Annotated in this window: 21 protein-coding genes; 16 read left to right on the top strand and 5 right to left on the bottom strand. The window is 68.1% G+C overall.

Annotated features, from left to right (window positions below; all coding sequences use genetic code 11):
* Positions 1-10: 10 nt before the first annotated feature.
* Positions 11-547 carry a DNA-deoxyinosine glycosylase gene (locus AC1PK7_RS18770; RefSeq protein ID WP_481099109.1) on the top strand — a complete coding sequence of 179 codons (537 nt, stop codon included), beginning with the start codon at positions 11-13 and terminating at the stop codon, positions 545-547.
* A 165-nt stretch (positions 548-712) separates the two neighbouring features.
* On the opposite strand, the gene AC1PK7_RS18765 is transcribed toward AC1PK7_RS18770, so the two are convergent.
* Positions 713-1,456 (bottom strand): hypothetical protein, encoded by a 744-nt coding sequence (locus AC1PK7_RS18765; protein ID WP_481099108.1) that lies wholly within the window; start codon positions 1,454-1,456, stop codon positions 713-715.
* Positions 1,457-1,676: 220 nt separating this feature from the next.
* On the opposite strand from AC1PK7_RS18765, the gene aceF reads away from it, so the two are divergent.
* From aceF to AC1PK7_RS18750, 3 genes are all read left to right on the top strand, one after another.
* The gene (aceF, locus tag AC1PK7_RS18760) at positions 1,677-3,431 is read left to right on the top strand and encodes a dihydrolipoyllysine-residue acetyltransferase (RefSeq protein WP_481099107.1); all 1,755 of its coding nucleotides are present in this window, start codon (positions 1,677-1,679) and stop codon (positions 3,429-3,431) included.
* Between the two features lie 132 nt (positions 3,432-3,563).
* Positions 3,564-5,363 (top strand): dihydrolipoyl dehydrogenase, encoded by a 1,800-nt coding sequence (gene lpdA, locus AC1PK7_RS18755; protein WP_481099106.1) that lies wholly within the window; start codon positions 3,564-3,566, stop codon positions 5,361-5,363.
* 61 nt (positions 5,364-5,424) lie between these two features.
* Entirely contained in the window at positions 5,425-5,712 is a 288-nt protein-coding gene (locus AC1PK7_RS18750; protein WP_481100936.1) for a hypothetical protein, read from the top strand.
* Positions 5,713-5,816: 104 nt separating this feature from the next.
* Here the strand turns inward: AC1PK7_RS18750 and AC1PK7_RS18745 are convergent, their stop codons facing one another.
* Positions 5,817-6,629: a porin family protein gene (locus AC1PK7_RS18745; protein WP_019796081.1), complete on the bottom strand. Its 813-nt coding sequence runs from the start codon at positions 6,627-6,629 to the stop codon at positions 5,817-5,819.
* 447 nt (positions 6,630-7,076) lie between these two features.
* Here AC1PK7_RS18745 and AC1PK7_RS18740 point away from each other — a divergent pair, with 447 nt between their 5' ends.
* The 10 genes from AC1PK7_RS18740 to AC1PK7_RS18695 all read left to right on the top strand — a co-directional run bounded on the left by AC1PK7_RS18740 (position 7,077) and on the right by AC1PK7_RS18695 (position 15,522).
* Positions 7,077-7,442, top strand: a complete 366-nt coding sequence (locus tag AC1PK7_RS18740; RefSeq protein WP_026143249.1) for an ATP synthase subunit I — start codon at positions 7,077-7,079, stop codon at positions 7,440-7,442.
* Between the two features lie 26 nt (positions 7,443-7,468).
* Positions 7,469-8,263 (top strand): F0F1 ATP synthase subunit A, encoded by a 795-nt coding sequence (gene atpB / locus AC1PK7_RS18735; protein ID WP_150411110.1) that lies wholly within the window; start codon positions 7,469-7,471, stop codon positions 8,261-8,263.
* Between the two features lie 77 nt (positions 8,264-8,340).
* The gene (gene atpE / locus AC1PK7_RS18730) at positions 8,341-8,640 is read left to right on the top strand and encodes a F0F1 ATP synthase subunit C (protein ID WP_010340497.1); all 300 of its coding nucleotides are present in this window, start codon (positions 8,341-8,343) and stop codon (positions 8,638-8,640) included.
* Between the two features lie 114 nt (positions 8,641-8,754).
* Positions 8,755-9,225: a F0F1 ATP synthase subunit B gene (locus AC1PK7_RS18725; RefSeq protein ID WP_010340680.1), complete on the top strand. Its 471-nt coding sequence runs from the start codon at positions 8,755-8,757 to the stop codon at positions 9,223-9,225.
* Position 9,226: 1 nt separating this feature from the next.
* Positions 9,227-9,754, top strand: a complete 528-nt coding sequence (locus AC1PK7_RS18720) for a F0F1 ATP synthase subunit delta (protein WP_010340679.1) — start codon at positions 9,227-9,229, stop codon at positions 9,752-9,754.
* 147 nt (positions 9,755-9,901) lie between these two features.
* Positions 9,902-11,449 carry a F0F1 ATP synthase subunit alpha gene (gene atpA / locus AC1PK7_RS18715; RefSeq protein WP_010340678.1) on the top strand — a complete coding sequence of 516 codons (1,548 nt, stop codon included), beginning with the start codon at positions 9,902-9,904 and terminating at the stop codon, positions 11,447-11,449.
* A gap of 185 nt (positions 11,450-11,634) precedes the next feature.
* Complete coding sequence (atpG, locus tag AC1PK7_RS18710) at positions 11,635-12,498, top strand: F0F1 ATP synthase subunit gamma (RefSeq protein WP_209247680.1); 864 nt, start codon at positions 11,635-11,637, stop codon at positions 12,496-12,498.
* Positions 12,499-12,644: 146 nt separating this feature from the next.
* Positions 12,645-14,072: a F0F1 ATP synthase subunit beta gene (gene atpD / locus AC1PK7_RS18705; protein WP_420008027.1), complete on the top strand. Its 1,428-nt coding sequence runs from the start codon at positions 12,645-12,647 to the stop codon at positions 14,070-14,072.
* Between the two features lie 144 nt (positions 14,073-14,216).
* Positions 14,217-14,639, top strand: a complete 423-nt coding sequence (locus AC1PK7_RS18700) for a F0F1 ATP synthase subunit epsilon (protein WP_017910296.1) — start codon at positions 14,217-14,219, stop codon at positions 14,637-14,639.
* A 304-nt stretch (positions 14,640-14,943) separates the two neighbouring features.
* Positions 14,944-15,522: a chorismate mutase gene (locus tag AC1PK7_RS18695; protein ID WP_481099105.1), complete on the top strand. Its 579-nt coding sequence runs from the start codon at positions 14,944-14,946 to the stop codon at positions 15,520-15,522.
* 489 nt (positions 15,523-16,011) lie between these two features.
* Here the strand turns inward: AC1PK7_RS18695 and AC1PK7_RS18690 are convergent, their stop codons facing one another.
* Positions 16,012-16,395: a GtrA family protein gene (locus tag AC1PK7_RS18690; RefSeq protein ID WP_209032523.1), complete on the bottom strand. Its 384-nt coding sequence runs from the start codon at positions 16,393-16,395 to the stop codon at positions 16,012-16,014.
* 140 nt (positions 16,396-16,535) lie between these two features.
* Between AC1PK7_RS18690 and glmU the strand changes: the two genes are divergently transcribed.
* Positions 16,536-17,903: a bifunctional UDP-N-acetylglucosamine diphosphorylase/glucosamine-1-phosphate N-acetyltransferase GlmU gene (glmU, locus tag AC1PK7_RS18685; protein WP_481099104.1), complete on the top strand. Its 1,368-nt coding sequence runs from the start codon at positions 16,536-16,538 to the stop codon at positions 17,901-17,903.
* A gap of 3 nt (positions 17,904-17,906) precedes the next feature.
* On the top strand, positions 17,907-18,428 hold the full coding sequence (locus tag AC1PK7_RS18680) for a GNAT family N-acetyltransferase (RefSeq protein WP_481099103.1): 522 nt from the start codon (positions 17,907-17,909) through the stop codon (positions 18,426-18,428).
* A gap of 96 nt (positions 18,429-18,524) precedes the next feature.
* Here the strand turns inward: AC1PK7_RS18680 and AC1PK7_RS18675 are convergent, their stop codons facing one another.
* Both AC1PK7_RS18675 and AC1PK7_RS18670 read right to left on the bottom strand, forming a co-directional pair.
* Complete coding sequence (locus AC1PK7_RS18675; protein WP_481099102.1) at positions 18,525-19,880, bottom strand: sensor histidine kinase; 1,356 nt, start codon at positions 19,878-19,880, stop codon at positions 18,525-18,527.
* Positions 19,877-21,214: a sigma-54-dependent transcriptional regulator gene (locus tag AC1PK7_RS18670; protein ID WP_481099101.1), complete on the bottom strand. Its 1,338-nt coding sequence runs from the start codon at positions 21,212-21,214 to the stop codon at positions 19,877-19,879. The genes AC1PK7_RS18675 and AC1PK7_RS18670 overlap by 4 nt, the downstream gene beginning before the upstream one ends.
* Positions 21,215-21,310 lie beyond the last annotated feature (96 nt).

The following is a 21,310-nucleotide window of genomic DNA, read 5'->3' as shown; positions in this document are numbered from 1 at the left end:
TGCGCGCGACGTGACGACGCAGCCGCTGCTGCAGGGGCTGCCCGCGCAGATACGCGACGATTGCCGGGTGCTGCTGCTCGGCTCCATGCCCGGTGCGGCATCGTTGCAGCAGGCGCGCTACTACGCGCACCCGCGCAACCGGTTCTGGCCGCTGATGGCGACGTTGTGCGGTTTCGATCCGGCACTCGACACAGAAGCGCGCGTGCAGGCATTGCACGAAGCCGGCGTCGGCCTGTGGGATGTGATCGGCCAGTGCCGGCGCCGCGGCAGCCTGGATGCGGCGATCGTGCGCGGCAGCGAAGTGCCCAATGCCTTGCCCGAGCGTATCGCCCAGTTGCCGCAACTGCGGGTCATCGCCTGCAATGGCGCGGCAGCGGCGCAGGCGTTCGCGCGCTTCGTGCAGCCGCAGTTGCCGCCGCGCGATCCGCCGCTGGTGCTGCTGGCGTTGCCGTCCAGCAGCCCGGCCAATGCCGCCTTCGCCTCGCCACGCCTGCTGCAGGCGTGGGCTCCGTTGCAGCAGTGGTTGCGCGCGCCAGCCGGCCGGTGACTGAAGGGTGCCTCCAATCCCACAGGCGGCACATGCGTAGGAGCGGCTTCAGCCGCGACGAGGCTCTCCCTGCAACGCTGTCGCGGCTGAAGCCGCTCCTACGAGAGACGGCGCGCTGTACGGGAAAACAGGTGATTGGCGGTGCTCTGGCGTCGCGCCGATCGATCAGCGCCGCGCACGCAGGCGCAGCCACAGGGTCTGCAGCGCCAGCACGGCGGCCAGCAGCAATGCCACCCATGCCGCGGTCTGCGCACCGGCCAGTGTGCTCTCGGCCTGTTTGACGTAGACCGCCGCCAGCGCCCACAGCGCTGCCGCCGCATAGGCGAGATTGCCGCGCATCGCCCGGTTCATGCCCAGCAGCAGCGCCGCCGCCAGCGCGAACAGCACCAGGCTCCACGGCAGCATCCGCTCGGTCGAGAGCCAGCGATAGGCGACGATCACCTGCGCGGTGTTCAGGAACGCCGCCAGCGACAGCCAGCCGGCATGCAGCGACAGTGGCAGCCACGCCCACAGCGTCTGGCCGGGCTCGGCTGACGGATCGCGCGACAGCCGCAGCGCGGCCAACAGCGTCGCCGCCAGCGCGGTCCAGATCACCGCCAGCGCCGGCAGGAAGTGCTGTTGCGAGAACACCGGCATCCACGCCGCGGTCAGCGCGAAGCCCAGCGCCGCCGGTGCCCGCACCTGCGCCAGCGCGCTGCCGCGGCGGCGCCGGCCGCTGGTTTGCCAGAGGCCGAAGGCCAGGTCGAGCAGGAAGATCACGCCCCAGATCGCGAAGGCATAGCCGGCGGCGACGATCAGGGTCGGGTAGCGGTCGGAAATGGCACCGTTGGTCGGGCCGAAGGCACCGCGTTGCCCGAACCAGGCGACCAGCGGCATCGCCAACGCCATCAACAGCACCAGGATCCGCATGCCTGCCCTCCGGAAATCTGCGGCGAGCCTAGCCGCGGCGCCGTGAAGGCGGCGCACCGGCGGCGGGCGCCGCGGGTGCGCAACATGCGCCGGCGTACTGTCCGCCGGCAGCGCCCGCGCGCGCAGGCGATCGGGCTTTTTTGCCCGGCAAAGGTTGGCGCTGCGGCTGCGGGCCGCCACAATAGGGGTTTCCCCCTCATCAGTTGCCGGAGTTCCCCGCATGGCCGAAATCAAGGAAGCACTTGTCCCCGATATCGGTGACTACAGCGACGTCCCGGTAATCGAAGTGCTGGTGGCCGTCGGCGACACGGTGAAGAAGGACCAGAGCCTGGTCACGCTGGAGTCGGACAAGGCGACGATGGAAGTGCCGTCGCCGTTCGCCGGTGTGGTCAAGGAGATCAAGGTCAAGGTCGGCGACAGCCTGTCCGAGGGCAAGGTGGTGGCGCTGATCGAAGTGGCCGAGGGTGGCGCCAGTGCCGCACCCGCCGCGCCTGCGGCCGCCAAGGCCACGCCCGCGCCGGCCCAGCAGGCCGCCGCCCCGGCCGCCGCACCCGCACAGAATGCGGTCAAGCCGGCCCCGGCCGCGGCCGCGCCCGCCGGCGTGGTCGAGGCGCGGGTGCCGGACATCGGCGACTACAGCGACGTGCCGGTGATCGAGGTGCTGGTCGCGGTCGGCGACACGGTCAAGAAGGACCAGGGCCTGGTCACCCTGGAATCGGACAAGGCGACGATGGAAGTGCCCTCGTCGGTGGCCGGTGTGGTCAAGGAACTCAAGGTAAAGGTCGGCGACAGCCTGTCCGAGGGCAAGGTGGTGGCGCTGATCGAGGTGGCCGGCAGCGATGCCGACGCGCCGGCCGCATCCGCGGTCCAGCCCAGCGCCGAGACCGGCGGCGGCGTGGAGCCGGTGCCTGCCTCTTCCGCGCCGGACAAGCTGGCCCAGCGCGAGATCGCCCAGGTCCAGGCGACGGCGCCGGCCAAGGCCGCCGCGCCGTCCGCCACCCAGAGCAGCCCGCCGGTGGCGTTCGACGCCGACAGCGTGCTGCCGCAGAAGGTGCCCTACGCCAGCCCGGCGGTGCGCGTGTTCGCCCGCGAGCTCGGCGTGGACCTGTTCCAGGTCAGCGGCTCGGAGCAGGGCGGTCGCATCACCAAGGACGACGTGCAGCGCTACGTCAAGGCGGCGCTGTCCGGCGCCGCGCCGGTGGCCGCCGGTGCCGCGCCGGCCGCCGGCGGCAATGGCCTGAACCTGCTGCCGTGGCCGAAGGTGGACTTCGCCAAGTTCGGCGAGGTCGAGGTCAAGCCGCTGTCGCGGATCAAGAAGATCTCCGGCGCCAACCTGGCGCGCAACTGGGCGATGATCCCGCACGTCACCCAGTTCGAGCAGGCCGACATCACCGACCTGGAAGCCCTGCGCGTGGCGCTGAACAAGGAAAACGAGAAGGCGGGCATCAAGCTCACCATGCTCGCCTTCCTGCTCAAGGCCAGCGCCGCGGCGCTGAAGCAGTTTCCCGAGTTCAACGCCTCGCTCGATGCCAGCGGCGAGAACCTGACCCTGAAGAAGTACTTCCACATCGGCTTCGCCGCCGACACCCCGAACGGGCTGGTGGTGCCGGTGATCCGCGACGTGGACAAGAAGGGCGTGGTCGAGCTGGCGCGCGAGAGCGGCGAGCTGGCCAAGAAGGCGCGCGACGGCAAGCTCGGCCCGGCCGACATGAGCGGCGGCTGCTTCTCGATCAGCTCGCTCGGCGGCATCGGCGGCACCGCCTTCACCCCGATCGTCAATGCGCCGGAGGTGGCGATCCTGGGCGTGTCCAAGTCGTCGATCCAGCCGGTCTGGAACGGCAAGGAATTCGCGCCCAAGCTGCTGCTGCCGCTGTCGCTGAGCTACGACCACCGGGTCATCGACGGCGCCGCCGCCGCGCGCTTCACCACCTACCTGAGCCAGGTGCTGGCGGACATGCGCCGCGTGCTGCTGTAAGCCCTGTCGTCACGGCGCCGCGTCCGTCGCGGCGCCGGTTTTCCCCCACCTGCGCGCGCCGCCTGTTTGCGCGGTCGCGCCGACGAACTGCAAACGCCCCTCGCTGAGGCGAAGGGCCACAGGAGAAGCTGCATGGCGGTCATTGAGGTCAAGGTCCCGGATATCGGCGACTACAGCGACGTTCCGGTCATCGAGGTGCTGGTCGCCGTCGGCGACACGGTGAAGAAGGACCAGGGCCTGGTGACGCTGGAGTCGGACAAGGCCACGCTGGAAGTGCCGTCCGCGGCCGCCGGCGTGATCAAGGAGCTGAAGGTCAAGCTCGGCGACACCCTGTCCGAGGGCGCGGTGATCGCGCTGCTGGAGACCGCCGATGGCGCCGCTGCCGGCGCGCCCGCCGCGGCCCCGGTCGAAGTGCCGGCCAGCAAGCCGCCGGTGGCGCCGTCGCACCGCGCCCCGGCCGAGCCGCCGGCACCGAAGCCGGCGCTGGCCAGCGGCAAGCCCGCCGACATCGAATGCAAGATGGTGGTGCTCGGCGCCGGCCCCGGCGGCTACACCGCCGCGTTCCGCGCCGCCGACCTGGGCCTGGACACGGTGCTGATCGAGCGCTACGCCAGCCTCGGCGGCGTCTGCCTCAACGTCGGCTGCATTCCCTCCAAGGCCTTGCTGCACGCGGCCGCGGTGATCGACGAGGTCGCCCACGCCGGCGACTTCGGCGTGGACTTCGGCAAGCCCAAGATCACCCTGGACAAGCTGCGCGAGTACAAGGAGAAGGTGGTCGGCAAGCTCACCGGCGGCCTGGCCAGCATGGCCAAGCAGCGCAAGGTGCGCACCGTCACCGGCGTGGCGTCGTTCGTGTCGCCGAACGAACTGGAGATCGTCGGCGCCGACGGCAAGACCCAGTTGCTGCGCTTCGAGCACTGCATCGTCGCCGCCGGCTCGCAGGCGGTGAAGCTGCCGAACTTCCCGTGGGACGACAAGCGGGTGATGGACTCCACCGACGCGCTGGAACTGCAGGAGATCCCCAAGACCCTGCTGGTGGTCGGTGGCGGCATCATCGGCCTGGAAATGGCCACCGTGTACAGCGCGCTGGGCAGCAAGGTCACCGTGGTCGAGTTCATGGACCAGCTGATGCCGGGCGCCGACAAGGACCTGGTCAAGCCGCTGGCCGACCGCTTGAAGAAGCAAGGCGTGGAGGTCCATCTCAAGACCAAGGCGGCCGAGGTCAAGGCCGACAAGAAGGGCATCACCGTGTCCTTCGAGGCCGCCACCGCGGGCGAGACGCCGGCGCTGGCCGCCACCACCTACGACCGCGTGCTGGTCGCGGTGGGCCGCGCGCCCAACGGCAAGAAGATCGGCGCCGACAAGGCCGGCATCAACGTCACCGAGCGCGGCTTCATTCCGGTCGACCGGCAGATGCGCACCAACGTGCCGCACATCTTCGCCATCGGCGACATCGTCGGTAACCCGATGCTGGCGCACAAGGCCACCCACGAGGGCAAGCTGGCCGCGGAAGTGGCTGCCGGCGAGAAGAAGGAGTGGGTGGCGCGGGTGATCCCGTCGGTGGCCTACACCAACCCGGAAATCGCCTGGGTCGGCGTCACCGAGACCGAGGCCAAGGCCAAGGGGCTGAAGGTCGGCGTGGCCAAGTTCCCGTGGGCGGCCAGTGGCCGCGCCATCGGTATCGGCCGTACCGAGGGCTTCACCAAGCTGATCTTCGACGAGGAGACGCACCGCATCATCGGCGGCGCGATCGTCGGCGTGCACGCCGGCGACCTGCTGGCCGAGATCGGTCTGGCGATCGAGATGGGCGCCGAGGCCGAGGACATCGGCCACACCATCCATGCGCATCCGACCCTGAGCGAGTCGGTCGGCATGAGCGCCGAGGTCTACGACGGCACCATCACCGACCTGTACATCCCCAAGAAGAAGTGACGCCCCTGCATGCGACCGTGCCGCCAGGTGCGGTGCGGTCGCCACCGGGGTGAACCGACGCATGGAGGTCGACGTGGGGCAGGGCACCCTGTGTCCCGAACTGCAGGCGCTGCTGCAGCGCGAACTGGCCAGCGGCAACCGCATCGCCGAGCCGCCGCGCCGGACCGACTGGCCGCATCCGGGCTCGGTGTTCGTCTCGCTGAAGCGCGACTTGCGCAGCGACGCGGCGTCGCTGCCGGCATCGGTGCAGCACGCCATCTGCACCGACCCGCACTACGGCTGGCACGACGAGTGCTACTGCACCACGCACCGGCACCTGCTGGTGGCCGGGGCGACCAAGTCGCCCTGAATCCGCCGCGTCGGCGGCGTTGCATGCCTGCAGGAACGCGAAAGGCCCGCACATGGCGGGCCTTTCGTTTGCAACGCGCGCTTGCGGCGCGCGTGGGGCGTTGATCAGAACGCGAAGGTCACGCCCGCGACCGGGCCCTTGAACTCCTGCTTCAGGCCGACACTGGCGTTGTCGCGCTTGCGGTCCACGTCCAGCTTGAACCAGTCGTAGCCGGCGAAGATGCCGAAGTTGCGGGTGAAGCGGTACTCGACGATGGCGTTGGCGCGGCTCAGGTCGCCGTCGTAGTCGCCGAAATCGCCCCACTTGGTGTTGAGGTACTGGCCCTGGATGTTGAACAGCCAGTGCTCGCTCGGGTGCGCGGTGAAGCGCAGGCCGACCACCGGCGCGGCGCCGTCCTCGCTCTCGTCCAGGAAGGTGCCGGTGTAGACCGGGCCCAGGTCGGCGTAGGCATTGGACTCCACCTTGGCCCACTCGGCACCGATCTGCAGGCCCATGCTGAACTGCGGGTTGTCGATCACCGAGTAGTCGTACACCAGGCTGGCGACCTGGTACTTCAGTTCGCCCTTGACGAAGCTGCCCGACGGCACGGTCACCCCGCCCAGGCTGACGTCCTGACCCAGTTCCTCGCGGCGATCCTTGTCGAACTTGAAGTAGTCGAAGATCAGGCGCTGGCGGGTGCTGAGGCGGAACACGCCGTCCACGCGCGGCTCCCATTCCTTGCCGCCGAAGTTGAAGTCCTGCGAGCCGGAAATGGCATTGCCGTTGATCACGGCATTGCCGCGCAAGGTGTTGTCGTTGTCGACGTTCATCGCGCCGACGCGCAGGGTGAAGCGGTCGTCGCCGTCTTCGGCGTGGGCGGGCAGGGCGTAAGCGGCGGCGAGCGCGCAGGGCAGCGCCAGGGCAAGCAGGTGTTTCATGGGGGACAAGCTCCGTCGTCTTGGGATTTTTTTGGATAAGGCGTCGATGGCAGTGCCAGCGCGTGCCATCACTATCCTTAAATTTGCGTCCACCATTCGTGAAAGTATGGTGGCTCGAGCCGCCACGGCTGTCCCAAAACGCGACACGAAAAAAGCCCCGGAAGGACCGGGGCTCGGTGGGGCTGCGCTGTGGGCCGACGAGGATGGGCGCAGTCCCTGTCTGATCGGACAGCGGGGCGGACAGAAAGTTCCCCCGCAAACACGTGCTGCAATGCCGCATTCGGTGCCGGTGGCGGACGGCCGCCGTGCTATCGTCTACGGGCGGACGGGGACCCGGACGCTGTCAGGACTCCTGGCGGTTGTCTCGCAAATTGTCCCATTGCTATAATTCCGCGGCTCGACGGACGCGAAGACGTCCTCAATCCACCACCAATTGCAGGATTTTCTGTGCTGAACTCCGTTGATGCGGGTCGGCGGCTGATGCTGCGCGCAGCGATTTACCCGCTGGTGGCGGTGGCCGTGGTGTCCCTGCTGTTCCTGCTGCTGGGACCGAAATACGCGATGGGCGCCGCCGCAACCGGGCTGGCGACCGTGGCAGGGGGATGGCTGGCCGCACGCACCGCGCTCAATGGCGGCGTGCAGGCAGCAGGTTCGGCGCTGGCGCGGTTGATCGTGGCCATGGTGCTGAAGTGGGTGTTGGTGTTCGCGGTGCTGGCACTGGGCTTTGCCTGGTGGCGGTTGCCTCCTCTGGCCCTGTTGGCGGGTATCGCCGTCGGGCTGATGTTCCAGGTTCTGGCTCTGGCCAGGCGTTGATCGAATCAAGAAAAGGCTCAGGACTCATGGCGGGCGAGGCACTAACCCCTACCTCCTACATCCAGCACCACCTCAAGAACCTCACTTTCCAGGTGCAGGAAGGCGGGTTCTGGCAGTTGCACGTCGACACCCTGGTGATGTCGTTGCTGATGGGCCTGCTGATGGTGTTCGGCTTCTGGCTGGCCACGCGCAAGGCCACCGCGGGCGTGCCCGGCAAGTGGCAGGCGTTCGTGGAGATCCTGCTGGAGTTCGTCGACCGCCAGGCCAAGGACACCTATCACGGCACCAGCAAGCTGGTGACCCCGATCGCGATCACCCTGTTCTTCTGGATCCTGATGATGAACCTCATCAAGATGATCCCGGCGGACTTCATCGCCAAGCCGCTGGAACTGCTTGGTGTGCATGCGTGGAAGCCGGTGCCGACCGCCGACGTCAATGCCACCCTCGGCATGTCGATCAGCGTGTTCTTCCTGATGCTGTTCTTCTCGCTGCGCTCCAAGGGCGTGGGCGGCATGACCAAGGAATTCCTCACCGCGCCGTTCGGCAAGTGGATGCTGCCGTTCAACCTGATCCTCAATATCGTCGAATGGCTGAGCAAGCCGGTGTCGCTGGCGATGCGACTGTTCGGCAACATGTTCGGCGGCGAGATCGTGTTCCTGCTGATCTGGGTGCTGGGCGGTGCCGGCATCCTCGGTGCGCTGGCCGGCGGCGCGTTCGGCTTCGGCTGGATGCTGTTCCACCTGCTGGTGATTCCGCTGCAGGCGTTCATTTTCATGATGCTGTCCATCGTGTACCTGAGCCTGGCGGAAGACAGCCACTGACGTTTCTGTTTCACGCGTTCTAAGCAACCCTTCGTTCGATTCACCATCCTCAAGCAACTTTGTTCCTGGAGAAAACCATGTACTTCGCCGTCCTGACCAACCTCGCCCAAGTCCAGAGCTCCACCGTCCTCGCCGTCGGCATCATGATCGGCCTGGCCGCGCTGGGCGCCGGCCTCGGTCTGGCCATCATGGCCGGCAAGTTCCTGGAATCGGCCGCGCGCCAGCCGGAACTGATCCCGGTGCTGCAGGTCCGCATGTTCATCACCGCCGGCCTGATCGACGCCGCGTTCATCATCAGCGTCGCGGTCGGCCTGCTGTTCGCGTTCGCCAACCCGATGATCGGCGAGTTCGTCGCGCGTCTGCCGCAGGGCGGTTGATCCCGTCGTACCGGCGTGCGGTCGCCACCGGCGGCCGCCGCTACGGATGAAGGTTCGGACGCGTCGCCGTGCTGGCGGCGCGTCCACCCCGTCACCATTGGCTGAGCGTACCCCATGAATATCGGTCTCACCCTCTTTGCCCAGGCGCTGGCGTTCGCCGGTCTGATCTGGATCGTCGCGACCAAGATCTGGCCGCCGCTGATGCAGGCCATCGAAGAGCGCCAACAGAAGATCGCCGAAGGCCTGGCCGCCGCCGATCGTAGCCAGAAGGATCTGGCGCAGGCGCAGGAAAAGGTCAACGAAGCGTTGAAGGACGCCCGCATCAAGGCCAACGAGATCATCGACCAGGCGCATGCGCGCGCCAACCAGATCGTCGAGGCGGCCAAGCACGAGGCGATCGTCGAAGCCACCCGGCAGAAGGAACTGGCCCAGGCCGAGATCGACGCCGCGGCCAACCGCGCGCGCGAGGACCTGCGTCGCCAGGTGTCGCTGCTGGCGGTGAGCGGCGCCGAGAAGCTGCTCAAGCGCGAAATCGACGCCAACGCCCACAAGGCGCTGCTCGACGAGCTGGCGGCGGAGATCTGAGATGAGCCAGGCCCTCACACTGGCGCGTCCCTACGCTCGCGCCGCGTTCGCCGCGGCCAGCGACGCCGGCAAGCTCGCGCCCTGGTCGCAGGCGCTGGCGTTCTCCGCCCAGGTCGCGGCCGACCCGCGCGTGGCCGCGCTGCTGCACAACCCGCTGCTGCAGCGGGAGCAGGCGGTGTCGCTGCTGGCGCCGGACGCGGCCGACGAGCAGTACCAGCGCTTCCTGAGCCTGCTGGCCGAAGGCCAGCGGCTGCCGCTGCTGCCGGAGATCGCCGGGCTGTACGACCAGCTGCGCGCCGAGGCCGAGCGCGTGGTGCAGGCCAACGTGACCTCCGCGACGGCGCTGAGCGATGCCGAGGTGGCCTCGCTGAAGGTGGCGCTGAAGCAGCGCTTCGGCCGCGAGGTCGAGATCACCACGGCGGTGGACGCTTCGCTGATCGGCGGCGCGGTGATCGACGCCGGCGACGTGGTCATCGACGGTTCGTTGAAAGGCAAGCTGTCGCGTCTGCAATCCGCACTGGCCCACTAAGAAACGGGAATGGCGAATAGAGAGGAGAGAACCCGGCCCGGCGGCGACGCCACCCGCGATTCCCGATTCCCCATTCCCGATTCTCAAAGAAGCTAACCACACGTCGCCATCCGCCGCTGCGCGATGGACGATCCGAAGGAAACCAAGATGGCAACCACGCTCAACCCCTCCGAAATCAGCGAACTGATCAAGAACCGCATCGAGCAGGTCAAGCTGGCCGCGGAGTCGCGCAACGAAGGTACGGTCACCAGCGTGTCCGACGGCATCGTGCGCATCTTCGGCCTGGCCGACGTGATGCAGGGCGAAATGATCGAACTGCCGAACGACACCTACGCCCTGGCGCTGAACCTGGAGCGCGACTCGGTCGGCGCCGTGGTGCTCGGCGACTACGAGAACCTGCGCGAAGGCGACGTGGCCAAGACCACCGGCCGCATCCTCGAAGTGCCGGTGGGCAAGGAACTGCTGGGCCGCGTGGTCAACGCGCTGGGCGAGCCGATCGACGGCAAGGGCCCGCTGGGCACCAGCCAGACCGCGCCGGTGGAGCGCGTGGCGCCGGGCGTGCTGTGGCGCAAGTCGGTCGACCAGCCGGTGCAGACCGGCTACAAGTCGGTCGACGCGATGATCCCGATCGGTCGCGGCCAGCGCGAACTGATCATCGGCGACCGCCAGACCGGCAAGACCGCCATGGCCATCGACGCGGTCATCAACCAGAAGAGCACCGGCATCAAGTGCGTGTACGTGGCGATCGGGCAGAAGGCCTCGACCGTCGCCAACATCGTGCGCAAGCTGGAAGAGAACGGCGCACTGGCGCACACCATCGTGGTCGCCGCGACCGCCTCCGAATCGGCGGCGATGCAGTACATCAGCGCCTACGCCGGCTGCACCATGGGCGAGTACTTCATGGACCGCGGCGAAGACGCGCTGATCGTGTACGACGATCTGTCCAAGCAGGCCGTGGCCTACCGCCAGATCTCGCTGCTGCTGAAGCGCCCGCCGGGCCGCGAAGCCTACCCGGGCGACGTGTTCTACCTGCACAGCCGCCTGCTGGAGCGCGCCGCGCGCGTGTCCGAGGAATACGTTGAGCAGTTCACCAATGGCGAGGTCAAGGGCAAGACCGGTTCGCTGACCGCGCTGCCGATCATCGAGACCCAGGCCGGCGACGTCTCCGCGTTCGTGCCGACCAACGTCATCTCGATCACCGACGGCCAGATCTTCCTGGAAACCGACCTGTTCAACGCCGGCATCCGCCCGGCGGTGAACGCCGGCATCTCGGTCTCGCGCGTCGGCGGCGCTGCGCAGACCAAGATCATCAAGAAGCTCTCTGGCGGCATCCGCATCTCGCTGGCGCAGTACCGTGAGCTGGCGGCGTTCGCGCAGTTCGCCTCGGACCTGGACGAATCCACCCGCAAGCAGCTCGAGCGCGGCCAGCGCGTCACCGAGCTGATGAAGCAGAAGCAGTACCTGCCGATGTCCATCGCCAACCAGGCGCTGTCGATCTACGCGGTCAACGAGGGCTACCTCGACGACGTGCCGGTCAACAAGCTGCTGGCGTTCGAAGAGGGCCTGCACGCCCACTTCGCCAACACCCAGGGCGACCTGGTGGCCAAGGTCAACGACACCGGCGACTGGAACGGCGACATCGAAGCCGCGTTCAAGAAGGGCATCGGCGAGTTCAAGACCACGGGTAGCTGGTAAAGAGCCGGGATTCGGGATTGGGCATTCGGGATTGGTAAGAGCGGTGGTACAGGGGATCTGCCGATCCCCGATCACCGTCAGGATCTCAAGAGTCAGGTATTTGGGTTTGCAGGTGAGGTGGGTTTGGGAGCTTTAGCGAATCCCCAATCCCCAATCCCAAATCCCACGAGCGGAGCGAGCGAGTAATGGCAGGCGGACGCGAAATCAAATCCAAGATCAAGAGCGTGCAGAACACCCGCAAGGTGACGCGCGCGCTCGAGATGGTCTCGGCCTCCAAGATCCGCAAGGCGCAGGATCGGATGAAGACCTCGCGTCCGTACGCGCAGGCGATGAAGCAGGTGATCGGGCATCTGGCGCAGGCCAGCACCGACTACACGCATCCGTTCCTGGCCGAGCGCGAGAACGTCAAGCGCGTCGGCTACATCGTGATCTCCTCCGATCGCGGCCTGGCTGGCGGCCTGAACAACAACCTGTTCCGCAAGATGCTGGGCGAAGTGCGCCAGTGGCAGGACCAGGGCGCTGGCGTGGACGTGGTCACCATCGGTCAGAAAGCCTCGGTGTTCTTCCGCCGGATCAAGGTGGACATGGTCGGCAGCGTCAGCCACCTCGGCGACCTGCCGCAGCTGGAGCAGTTGATCGGCGTGATCAAGGTGATGCTGGACGCATTCACCGAAGGCAAGCTGGATCGCGTGTATCTGGTCTACAACCGCTTCGTCAACACGATGACGCAGAAGGCCAGCTTCGACCAGTTGCTGCCGCTGCCGGCGGCCGAAAGCCAGGTCGCGCACCACGACTGGGACTACCTGTACGAACCCGATGCCGCGAGCGTGCTCGAACACGTGATGACGCGCTACATCGAGTCGCTGGTGTACCAAGCGGTGCTGGAGAATGTGGCGTCCGAGCATGCGGCGCGCATGGTCGCGATGAAGGCGGCCAGCGACAACGCCAGCAAGCTGATCAGCACCTTGCAGTTGGTCTACAACAAGGCGCGTCAGGCCGCGATCACCCAGGAAATTTCCGAAATCGTCGGCGGCGCGGCGGCGGTGTAAGTGCCGGGATTCGGGATTGGAGAGTCGGGAGTGGCAAGAGCAGCGCAGCGCGCTTTTGCGAATCCCGAATCGCGAATCCCCAATCACGAAATCCACGGGATGGCGCAGGCCATCCGGACAGAACTAAAGCTAACCGGAGCAGCAAAATGAGTCAGGGCAAGATCGTTCAGATCATCGGCGCGGTCGTCGACGTCGAATTCGCGCGTGCCGATGTGCCGAAGATTTACGACGCACTGAAGGTCGAAGGCACCGCCATCACGCTGGAAGTGCAGCAGCAGCTGGGCGACGGCGTCGTGCGCACGATCGCGCTCGGCTCCACCGACGGCCTCAAGCGCCACCTGGTCGCCACCAACACCGGCAAGGCGATCGCCGTGCCGGTCGGCACCGGCACCCTGGGCCGCATCATGAACGTGCTCGGCGAGCCGATCGACGAGCGCGGCCCGGTCCAGTCCGACGTGCAGTGGGAAATCCACCGCGAGGCGCCCGACTACGCCGACCAGTCCTCCAGCACCGAACTGCTGGAAACCGGCATCAAGGTCATCGACCTGATGTGCCCGTTCGCCAAGGGCGGCAAGGTCGGCCTGTTCGGCGGCGCCGGCGTCGGCAAGACCGTCAACATGCTGGAATTGATCAACAACATCGCGACCGAGCACTCGGGCCTGTCGGTGTTCGCCGGCGTGGGCGAGCGGACCCGCGAGGGCAACGACTTCTATCACGAGATGAGCGACGCCAACGTCATCGTCCAGGACGACCTGAGCAAGTCCAAGGTGGCGATGGTGTACGGCCAGATGAACGAGCCGCCGGGCAACCGTCTGCGCGTGGCGCTGACCGGCCTGACCATGGCCGAGTACTTCCGCGACGAGAAGGACGCCAACGGCAAGGGCCGCGACGTGCTGTTCTTCGTCGACAACATCTACCGCTACACCCTGGCCGGTACCGAAGTGTCGGCGCTGCTGGGCCGCATGCCGTCGGCGGTGGGCTACCAGCCGACCCTGGCCGAGGAAATGGGCGTGCTGCAGGAGCGCATCACCTCGACCAAGACCGGCTCGATCACCTCGATCCAGGCCGTGTACGTGCCCGCGGACGACCTGACCGACCCGTCGCCGGCGACCACCTTCGCCCACCTCGACGCCACCGTCGTGCTGTCGCGTAACATCGCCTCGCTGGGTATCTACCCGGCGGTGGATCCGCTCGACTCGACCAGCCGTCAGCTGGACCCGAACGTGATCGGCCACGAGCACTACGACACCGCCCGCCGCGTGCAGTCCACCTTGCAGAAGTACAAGGAACTGAAGGACATCATTGCGATCCTGGGCATGGACGAACTGTCAGAAGAGGACAAGCAGGCCGTGTCGCGCGCGCGCAAGATCGAGCGCTTCTTCAGCCAGCCGTTCCACGTGGCCGAAGTGTTCACCGGCTCGCCGGGCAAGTACGTGTCGCTGAAGGACACCATCCGCGGCTTCAAGGCCATCGTCGACGGCGAATACGACCACCTGCCGGAGCAGGCCTTCTACATGGTCGGCGGCATCGAGGAAGCGGTCGAGAAGGCCAAGAAGATGGCCGAGAAGGCGTAAGAGCCGGGATTCGGCATTCGGGATTAGGGATTCGCAAGGCGGCATCGAGGACAAGGGAGTGGGAGTGAGGACAAGGCGGCGCGACTGCTTTGCCCCATCCCCAATCCCCAATCCCCAATCCCGCCTCGCGCCAGCGAGGTAACCATGAGCACCATCCGTTGCGACATCGTCAGCGCCGAGCATGAGATCTACCACGGCGACGCCACCCTGGTGGTCGCGACCGGCGAGTTGGGCGAGCTGGGCATCGCGCCCAAGCACGCGCCGTTGATCACCCGACTCAAGCCCGGCAAGGTGGTGGTGACCACCGCGAGCGGCGAGCAGCTGGATTTCGCCATTTCCGGCGGCATCCTCGAGGTGCAGCCGCAGGTGGTGACGATCCTGGCCGACACCGCGATCCGCGCGCAGGACATCGACGAGGCGTCGGTGCGCAAGGCCAAGGAAGAAGCCGAGCGCCTGCTCGCCAACCGCGGCGAAGGCATGGACGTGGCCGAGGCGCAGGCCAAGCTGGCCGAGGTCACCGCACAGTTGCAGGCGCTGGAGCGCCTGCGCAAGAACCTCAAGCACTGAGGGTTCCCGCCACGCGGCCCAGCGGCTGCATGCGCGACGACGACGCCGGCTTCTGCCGGTGTTGTCGTGTCTGGGAAGGGCGGCGGGTGGACGGCACCGGCGCGCGGTGGTCGCGGGCGCGCTGCGACGTGGCCACCGCGGAATGCGACGTCGCGCACGGCGCTGGCTTGCTGGTCGCTGACTCGGCGGTGTCGCCATGCGACAAGACGCGGGTGCGGTCATCGTGCGGTCGGTGGACTGCGGCAAGATGGCCGCCCGATCTGCGCTCCATCCCCCACGCGCAGACGGTTACCGGAGAACCGAGATGAGCCTGTCCGCTACCGTTCCTCGTCCCTGTGCGCACGCCCTGACCGCCGTGCTGGCCGGCGCCATGCTGATGGGCTGCGCCTTGCCCGCGCGCAGCGCCACCCCGCTGGAGCCGCTGCTGGATCGCATCGTCGAGCGCAATGCGATCGGCGACCAGGTCGCGCTGAGCAAGTGGGACAGCGGCAAGCCGGTGCTGGATGCCACGCGCGAGGCCGCGGTGCTGGCCAGCGTGCGCGAGCAGGCGCCGGCCCATGGCGTGGATGCCGACGATGCCGCGCGCTTCTTCGGCATGCAGATCGAATCTAACAAGCTGGTGCAATACGAACTGCTGTCGCGCTGGCATCTGCGCGGTCGCGCGCCCGACAGCCCGCGCCCCGACCTGACCGCGCTGCGCGCGCGCCTGGACCAGTTGCAGGGCGAGATGCTGGATGCGTTGCAGGCCAGCGCCGCGGTGCGCCAGGCGCCGGATTGCCCGGCCACGACCGCGCGTGCGGCCGAAGCCTATGCGCTGCGCTGGCAGCTGGACCAACTGCACCGCACGGCGCTGGTGCGCAGCCTGGGCGATTTCTGCCACTGAGTCGTCAGCCGCCAGCGCCAGCGGCGCGCTGGCGGCGCCCTAAGCGGCACTTGAGCCGTTCGGGCGCTCTGCAGGCCCGATCCACACTGGCCGTCTACGCTGCGCTCGTCGCGGCTGAAGTCGCTCCTACAGGGGGGCTCGCTGCATCCCGCGGGTCTCTTGTGGGAAGGGCTTCAGCCCCGACGGCTGTCGAAGCCGGTCGCTGTCCGGACTTCGCTGTTCGCGGCATGCAGTAGCAGGCGCACTCGTAGGAGTGGCTTCAGCCGCGACAAGCTCTCCCGGTAACGCCCGGTCGCGGCTGAAGCCGCTCCTACGGTGCAACGCGTTCGTCGCGGAGGCTCGATGAGCGGCGACCGGAGATTGTTCCCATGAGCAGCTCGCTGCATCTGGGGCGTCTTCCATGCGAGAGGGTTCCCACCCGACAGCCGTCGCCGCGGAGCGCAGGCCGGTGGCACGCATCGCCGACCCTCCAGGCCGTGCTCGCCAATGCTAGCGATACACCAACTGCCGGCCCAGGAAGAACGACACCACCGCCAGCATGCCTTCGACCAGCGGCTTGGCCAGCCAGGCCAGGCGCAGGCCCAGCCCGTGCGCGCACAGCGCCACCAGCCAGGTGCTGAGCGCGGTAAGCACCAGCCACATGGCCATGAAGCGGCCGAAGCGCCGCCAGCCCAGGCGCGCGGCGTCGCCGTTGGCGAAGGTGATGCGGCCATTGAGCCAGAAGCCGAGCAGCGCGCCGCAGACGCGGCCCAGCACATTGCCCGGCACGGTGGGCATGCCGGCCGCGGTGGCGGCGACGAACACGCTCCAGTCGATCAGCAATTGCAGCAGGCCGATCAGCAGGAACTGGCTGCCCTGGCGCAGGAGACCCATGAACATCCGCAGGAGAAGACGATCGCGCATGCTAGCGCCTGCGGCGCCGATGTGCAGCCCGCCGCGTGTGGCGCGATCGTGACGGCAGACGTGGCCGGCAGCCTCTAGAATTCGTCGTCCACCCGCAACGGAACCGCCCCATGAGTCTGCCCCTGCACGTCGTGATCCTCGCCGCCGGTGCGGGCAAGCGGATGAAGTCGGTCAAGCCCAAGGTGCTGCAGCCGATCGCCGGCCGGCCGATGCTGGCGCATGTGATCGAGACCGCGCGCCACCTGCAGCCCGATGCGATCCACATCGTCCATGGCCACGGCGGCGAGGCGGTGCTGGCGGCGTTCGCCGACCAGCCGGACCTGCTGTGGGCCGAGCAGGCGCAGCAACTCGGCACCGGCCACGCGGTGCAGCAGGCGATGGCGGCCGTGCCCGACGCGGCCACAGTGCTGGTGCTGTACGGCGATGTGCCGCTGATCCGTGCCGAGACGCTGATCCGCCTGCTGCACGCGCCCGGCCGCGTCGCGGTGCTGGTCGCCGAACCGGAAGATCCCACCGGCTACGGCCGCATCGTGCGCGATGCGGCCGGAAAGGTCGCAGCGATCGTCGAGCAGAAGGACGCCGACGACGAGCAGCGGCGCATCCGCACCATCAACACCGGCATCGTCACCGCCGAGTCCACCGCGCTGAAGCGCTGGCTGGCGCAGTTGCGCAACGACAACGCGCAGGGCGAGTACTACCTGACCGACGTGTTCGCCGCCGCCGCCGCCGAGTTCACCCCGGCCGAGATGGTGCTGGTGGCCGACCCGATCGAGGCCGAGGGCGCCAACGACCCGTGGCAGCTGGCGCAACTGGAACGCGCCTGGCAACTGCGTGCGGCGCGTGCGCTGTGCGAACAGGGTGTGCAACTGATCGACCCGAACCGCCTGGACCAGCGCGGCCGCGTGCGCGCCGGCCACGATGTGCGCATCGACGCCAACGTGATCCTGGAAGGCGAGGTGGAACTGGGCGACGGCGTCAGCATCGGCCCGTTCGTGCGGCTGAAGGACGTGGTGCTGGGGCCGGGGACCGAGGTGCGTGCGCATTGCGATCTGGAAGGTGTGGTCACCGAGGGCGCGGTGCAGATCGGCCCGTTCGCGCGGCTGCGCCCGGGCACGGTGCTGGCCGACGGCGTGCACATCGGCAACTTCGTCGAGACCAAGAAGGCGGTGCTCGGCGTCGGCAGCAAGGCTAATCATCTGACCTACCTGGGCGATGCCACCATCGGCAGCGGCGTCAACATCGGTGCCGGCGTCATCACCTGCAACTACGACGGCGTCAACAAGTCGCAGACATCGATTGGCGATGGCGTGTTCGTCGGCTCCAACAGCGCGCTGGTGGCGCCGCTGGAGATCGGCGACGACGCCACCATCGGTGCCGGCTCGGTGATCACCCGCAGTGCGCCGGCCGGCAAGCTGAGCGTGGCGCGGGTGCGCCAGGAAACCATCGAAGGCTGGAAACGCCCGGGCAAGCGCGACTGAGGCATGGCCGGCCGCATGCGTCTGGCGCGCGCGCAGGAACTGGCGCGGTTGCAGGAGATCGAGCGGCGTGCCGGCGCCCTGCTGCAGGGCCACGCGGCGCAGGCCGTGTTCGCAGCGCACGCGCTGGACGCGGAAGCGCTGCGTGCTGGATTGGCGCGCGAGCAGCTATGGGTGGCGCTGGACGAGGACGGCCAGTGCGTGGGCTATCTGCTCGGCGGGCGCCTGGACGACGGCTTCCACGTGCAACAGATGGATGTCGATCCGCGTTTCGGGCGCCGCGGCCATGGCCGTGCGCTGCTGCGGCATGCGCGCGCGGCCGCGATGGAGGCGGGCTTCCGGTGCATGCTGCTGACCACCTTGCGCGATGTGCCGTGGAATGCGCCGTTCTACGCCAGCGAAGGCTTCGCCGAACTGCCACCTGCGCAGTGGGGGCCGCAACTGCGCGCGACCTGGCAACAGGAAGCCGTGCTCGGCTTCCCGATGCACTTGCGGGTGGCGATGCGCTGTCCGCTGCCGTCGCACTGAGCCTCGCGGCCGGCTCGCCGCTTCTCAACTCGCCGCGACCGCTGCATTCCCAGGGAGCCGGGTCTCCAATCCCGAATCCCCGATCCCGACCCCAAATCAGCCGCGCTCGCCCTGCGGCAACTGCACCGTCACGCACAGTCCGCCTTCGTCGCGGTTGTGCAGCGACAGGCGGCCGCCGTGCGCTTCGACGATCTCGCGGGTCAGGGCCAGGCCCAGGCCGGTGCCGTTGCGCTTGGTCGAATAGAACGGCATCAGCGCGTTGTGCAGCACCGCCTCGTTCATGCCGCTGCCGCGGTCCAGCACCTCCAGGCGCAGCCAGTCCGGACGGGTGGACACGCGCACGCGCACGCCGTCGACCGGTGTCTGTCCCTCGGGCAAGGATTCGTGGGCGTTCTTGACCAGGTTGAGCAGGGCCTGCTGCAGTTGCGCCGGATCGACCCGGCTGTGCAGGTCCGGCGACTCCAGTTCCAGCGCGAACGGAATGTGCTGCTGCAGCCCGGCCAGGAACTGCGCCCAGTGCACGGTCTGCAGTTGCGGCTGCGGCAGCTTGGCGAAGCGAGCATAGCCGCGGATGAAGCCTTCCAGGTGCCGCGCGCGCTCCTCGATGGTACCGAACACCTCTTCCAGCCGCTCCACCTTCTGTCGCCGTACCAGTTCGGCGCCGGAATGCGCCAGCGACGCGATCGGCGCCAGCGAGTTGTTGAGCTCGTGGCTGATGACCCGGATCACCTTCTTCCAGGTGTGCACTTCCTGGCGGCGCAGTTCGGCGGTAAGCAGGCGGATCAGCAGCAGTTCGTGCGGGCGGCCGTTGAGATGGAAGCGCCGCTGCGACAGGTGGTAGATCTGCTCCTCGTCCGGATCCTCGTCGCCGCCCTCGATGGCGAACAGGCTGTCGCCGCCGCGCGAGATCGCTTCGCGCAACGGCCCCGGCACGCCCAGCAGCAGGTCGTCCAGGCGCTGGCCTTCCAGCTTCCAGCCGCTGTGCAGCAGCTTGCGCGCGGCCAGGTTGGAGAACACCACGCGGCGCAGGCCGTCGCCGCCCTTGGAGGTGAGCAGCATCGCCACCGGGGTGTTTTGCACCATGGTGTCGAGCATCAGTTCGCGCTGCGCCAGGCCCTGGCGCTGCTCGCGCAGGATCTCGCCGAGCTGGGCGTGTGCGGCGACCATCTCGCCCAGTTCGTCGTCGCCGCGCCAGTGCACGCCGAAGTTGTATTCGCCGTCGCGGTAGCTGCTGACGGTGCCGGCTAGCGCGCGGAACAGCGAGCGCATCGGTGCGGTGGCGCGGCGCAGGGTCCACCACATCAACAGCAGCAGGGCCAGCGCCGAGGCCGTCACCACTTCCCAGCCGCGGTCCATCCAGTAGGCCAGCAGCCACGGCAGGGCGGCGGCCAGCGCCAGCACCGGCAGCAGGCGCAGGAACAGCATGACGGTGAAGGAGCGGCGCAGTTTCATTCGCGCGGGATGCCGTAGCGGTCCATGCGCCGGTACAGCGCCTGCCGGCTCATGCCCAGCTCGGCGGCGGCCTGGGCGATGACGCCGTGCGCACGGCTCAGCTCGGCCACGATGCGTTCGCGGTCGGGTTCGGCGACGGTGGCCGTGCGCGGCGCGGCGGGCTTGGGCAGGTTGAGGTCGGCGGCCTCGATCTGCGCGCCGCCGGCCAGCAGCTCGGCGCGCTGCACCACGTTGCGCAGTTCGCGCACGTTGCCGGGCCAGGCGTGGCGCTGCAGCGCCTGGCAGGCGCCCGCCGACAGCGGCTTGTCGCCGGACAGGAAGTGCTCGGCCAGCGGCACGATGTCGCCGGGGCGCTCGGCCAGCGCCGGCAGCGACAGTTCCACCGCGTTGAGCCGGTAGTACAGGTCCTCGCGGAAACTGCCGTCGCGGATCATGCCGATGAGGTCGGCGTTGGTGGCGCTGATCACCCGCACCTTGACCTGCCGCTCGCGGTTGGAGCCCAGGCGCTCGAAGCGGCCGGTCTCCAGTACGCGCAGCAGCTTCATCTGCCCGGCCAGCGACAGGTTGCCGATCTCGTCGAGGAACAGGGTGCCGCCGTCGGCGGCCTCGAACTTGCCCTCGCGCACCTTGTTGGCGCCGGTGTAGGCACCGGCCTCGGCGCCGAACAGTTCGGCCTCGATCAGTTCGGCCGGGATCGCGCCGCAGTTCAGCGCCACGAACGGGCCGCGCCGCACCGAGGAGTTGGCCTGGATGATCTGCGCGATCTTCTCCTTGCCGCTGCCGTTGGGGCCGGTGATCAGCACCGGCAGTTCCGAACGCGCGACCTGGCAGGCCAGGGCGATGGCGCGCTCGCTGGCGGGGTCGGCGAACACCGCACCGCACAGGTCATAGCGCTGCGCCAGCTGCTGGCGGTGGCGGCGCTCGCCGTCGCGGCGGCGTTCCAGTTCGCGTCGCGTCTCCGACAGCTCCAGCAGGTTGTTGACCGTGGTCAGCAGCTTGCGGTCGTCCCAGGGCTTGGCCAGGTAGTCGGCGGCGCCGGCCTTGACCAGTTCCACCGCGCTGCTGAGCTGGGTCCAGGCGGTCAGCAGGATCACCGGCAGGTCCGGATGGCGCGTGCGGATCGCCTCGAACAGGGCCACGCCTTCCTCGCCGGAGGTGGTGTCGGCGGTGAAGTTCATGTCCTGCAGGACCAGGTCGATGTCGCCTTCGCCCAGGCGCTGCAGGCCCGCTTGCGGACTGTCGGCGTAGACGGTGTCGATGTCGTGCAGGGAGAACAGCACTTCCAGCGCGGTGGCGACCGCGGGGTTGTCGTCGATGATCAGCAGGCAGGGCATCGTGAACCTTGGGCGCGGAACCGCGCGCCGGCGAAGAAAAACGGACCAGGCGGCATCATCGCAGTCTGCGTGGAGATTGTCGTGCCTGCGTGCATC

It is taken from the genome of Xanthomonas sp. NCPPB 3174, assembly GCF_056725205.1.
This window is presented reverse-complemented; position numbering and strand designations above follow the sequence as displayed.

Excerpts from the sequence above, each read along its gene's own strand:
- AC1PK7_RS18765 (WP_481099108.1), bottom strand. The coding sequence starts at position 1,456 with ATGCGGATCCTGGTGCTGTTGATGGCGTTGGCGATGCCGCTGGTCGCC.
- aceF (WP_481099107.1), top strand. The coding sequence starts at position 1,677 with ATGGCCGAAATCAAGGAAGCACTTGTCCCCGATATCGGTGACTACAGC.
- lpdA (WP_481099106.1), top strand. The coding sequence starts at position 3,564 with ATGGCGGTCATTGAGGTCAAGGTCCCGGATATCGGCGACTACAGCGAC.
- AC1PK7_RS18750 (WP_481100936.1), top strand. The coding sequence starts at position 5,425 with ATGGAGGTCGACGTGGGGCAGGGCACCCTGTGTCCCGAACTGCAGGCG.
- AC1PK7_RS18745 (WP_019796081.1), bottom strand. The coding sequence starts at position 6,629 with ATGAAACACCTGCTTGCCCTGGCGCTGCCCTGCGCGCTCGCCGCCGCT.
- atpB (WP_150411110.1), top strand. The coding sequence starts at position 7,469 with ATGGCGGGCGAGGCACTAACCCCTACCTCCTACATCCAGCACCACCTC.
- atpE (WP_010340497.1), top strand. The coding sequence starts at position 8,341 with ATGTACTTCGCCGTCCTGACCAACCTCGCCCAAGTCCAGAGCTCCACC.
- AC1PK7_RS18725 (WP_010340680.1), top strand. The coding sequence starts at position 8,755 with ATGAATATCGGTCTCACCCTCTTTGCCCAGGCGCTGGCGTTCGCCGGT.
- AC1PK7_RS18720 (WP_010340679.1), top strand. The coding sequence starts at position 9,227 with ATGAGCCAGGCCCTCACACTGGCGCGTCCCTACGCTCGCGCCGCGTTC.
- atpA (WP_010340678.1), top strand. The coding sequence starts at position 9,902 with ATGGCAACCACGCTCAACCCCTCCGAAATCAGCGAACTGATCAAGAAC.
- atpG (WP_209247680.1), top strand. The coding sequence starts at position 11,635 with ATGGCAGGCGGACGCGAAATCAAATCCAAGATCAAGAGCGTGCAGAAC.
- atpD (WP_420008027.1), top strand. The coding sequence starts at position 12,645 with ATGAGTCAGGGCAAGATCGTTCAGATCATCGGCGCGGTCGTCGACGTC.
- AC1PK7_RS18700 (WP_017910296.1), top strand. The coding sequence starts at position 14,217 with ATGAGCACCATCCGTTGCGACATCGTCAGCGCCGAGCATGAGATCTAC.
- AC1PK7_RS18695 (WP_481099105.1), top strand. The coding sequence starts at position 14,944 with ATGAGCCTGTCCGCTACCGTTCCTCGTCCCTGTGCGCACGCCCTGACC.
- AC1PK7_RS18690 (WP_209032523.1), bottom strand. The coding sequence starts at position 16,395 with ATGGGTCTCCTGCGCCAGGGCAGCCAGTTCCTGCTGATCGGCCTGCTG.
- glmU (WP_481099104.1), top strand. The coding sequence starts at position 16,536 with ATGAGTCTGCCCCTGCACGTCGTGATCCTCGCCGCCGGTGCGGGCAAG.
- AC1PK7_RS18680 (WP_481099103.1), top strand. The coding sequence starts at position 17,907 with ATGGCCGGCCGCATGCGTCTGGCGCGCGCGCAGGAACTGGCGCGGTTG.
- AC1PK7_RS18675 (WP_481099102.1), bottom strand. The coding sequence starts at position 19,880 with ATGAAACTGCGCCGCTCCTTCACCGTCATGCTGTTCCTGCGCCTGCTG.
- AC1PK7_RS18670 (WP_481099101.1), bottom strand. The coding sequence starts at position 21,214 with ATGCCCTGCCTGCTGATCATCGACGACAACCCCGCGGTCGCCACCGCG.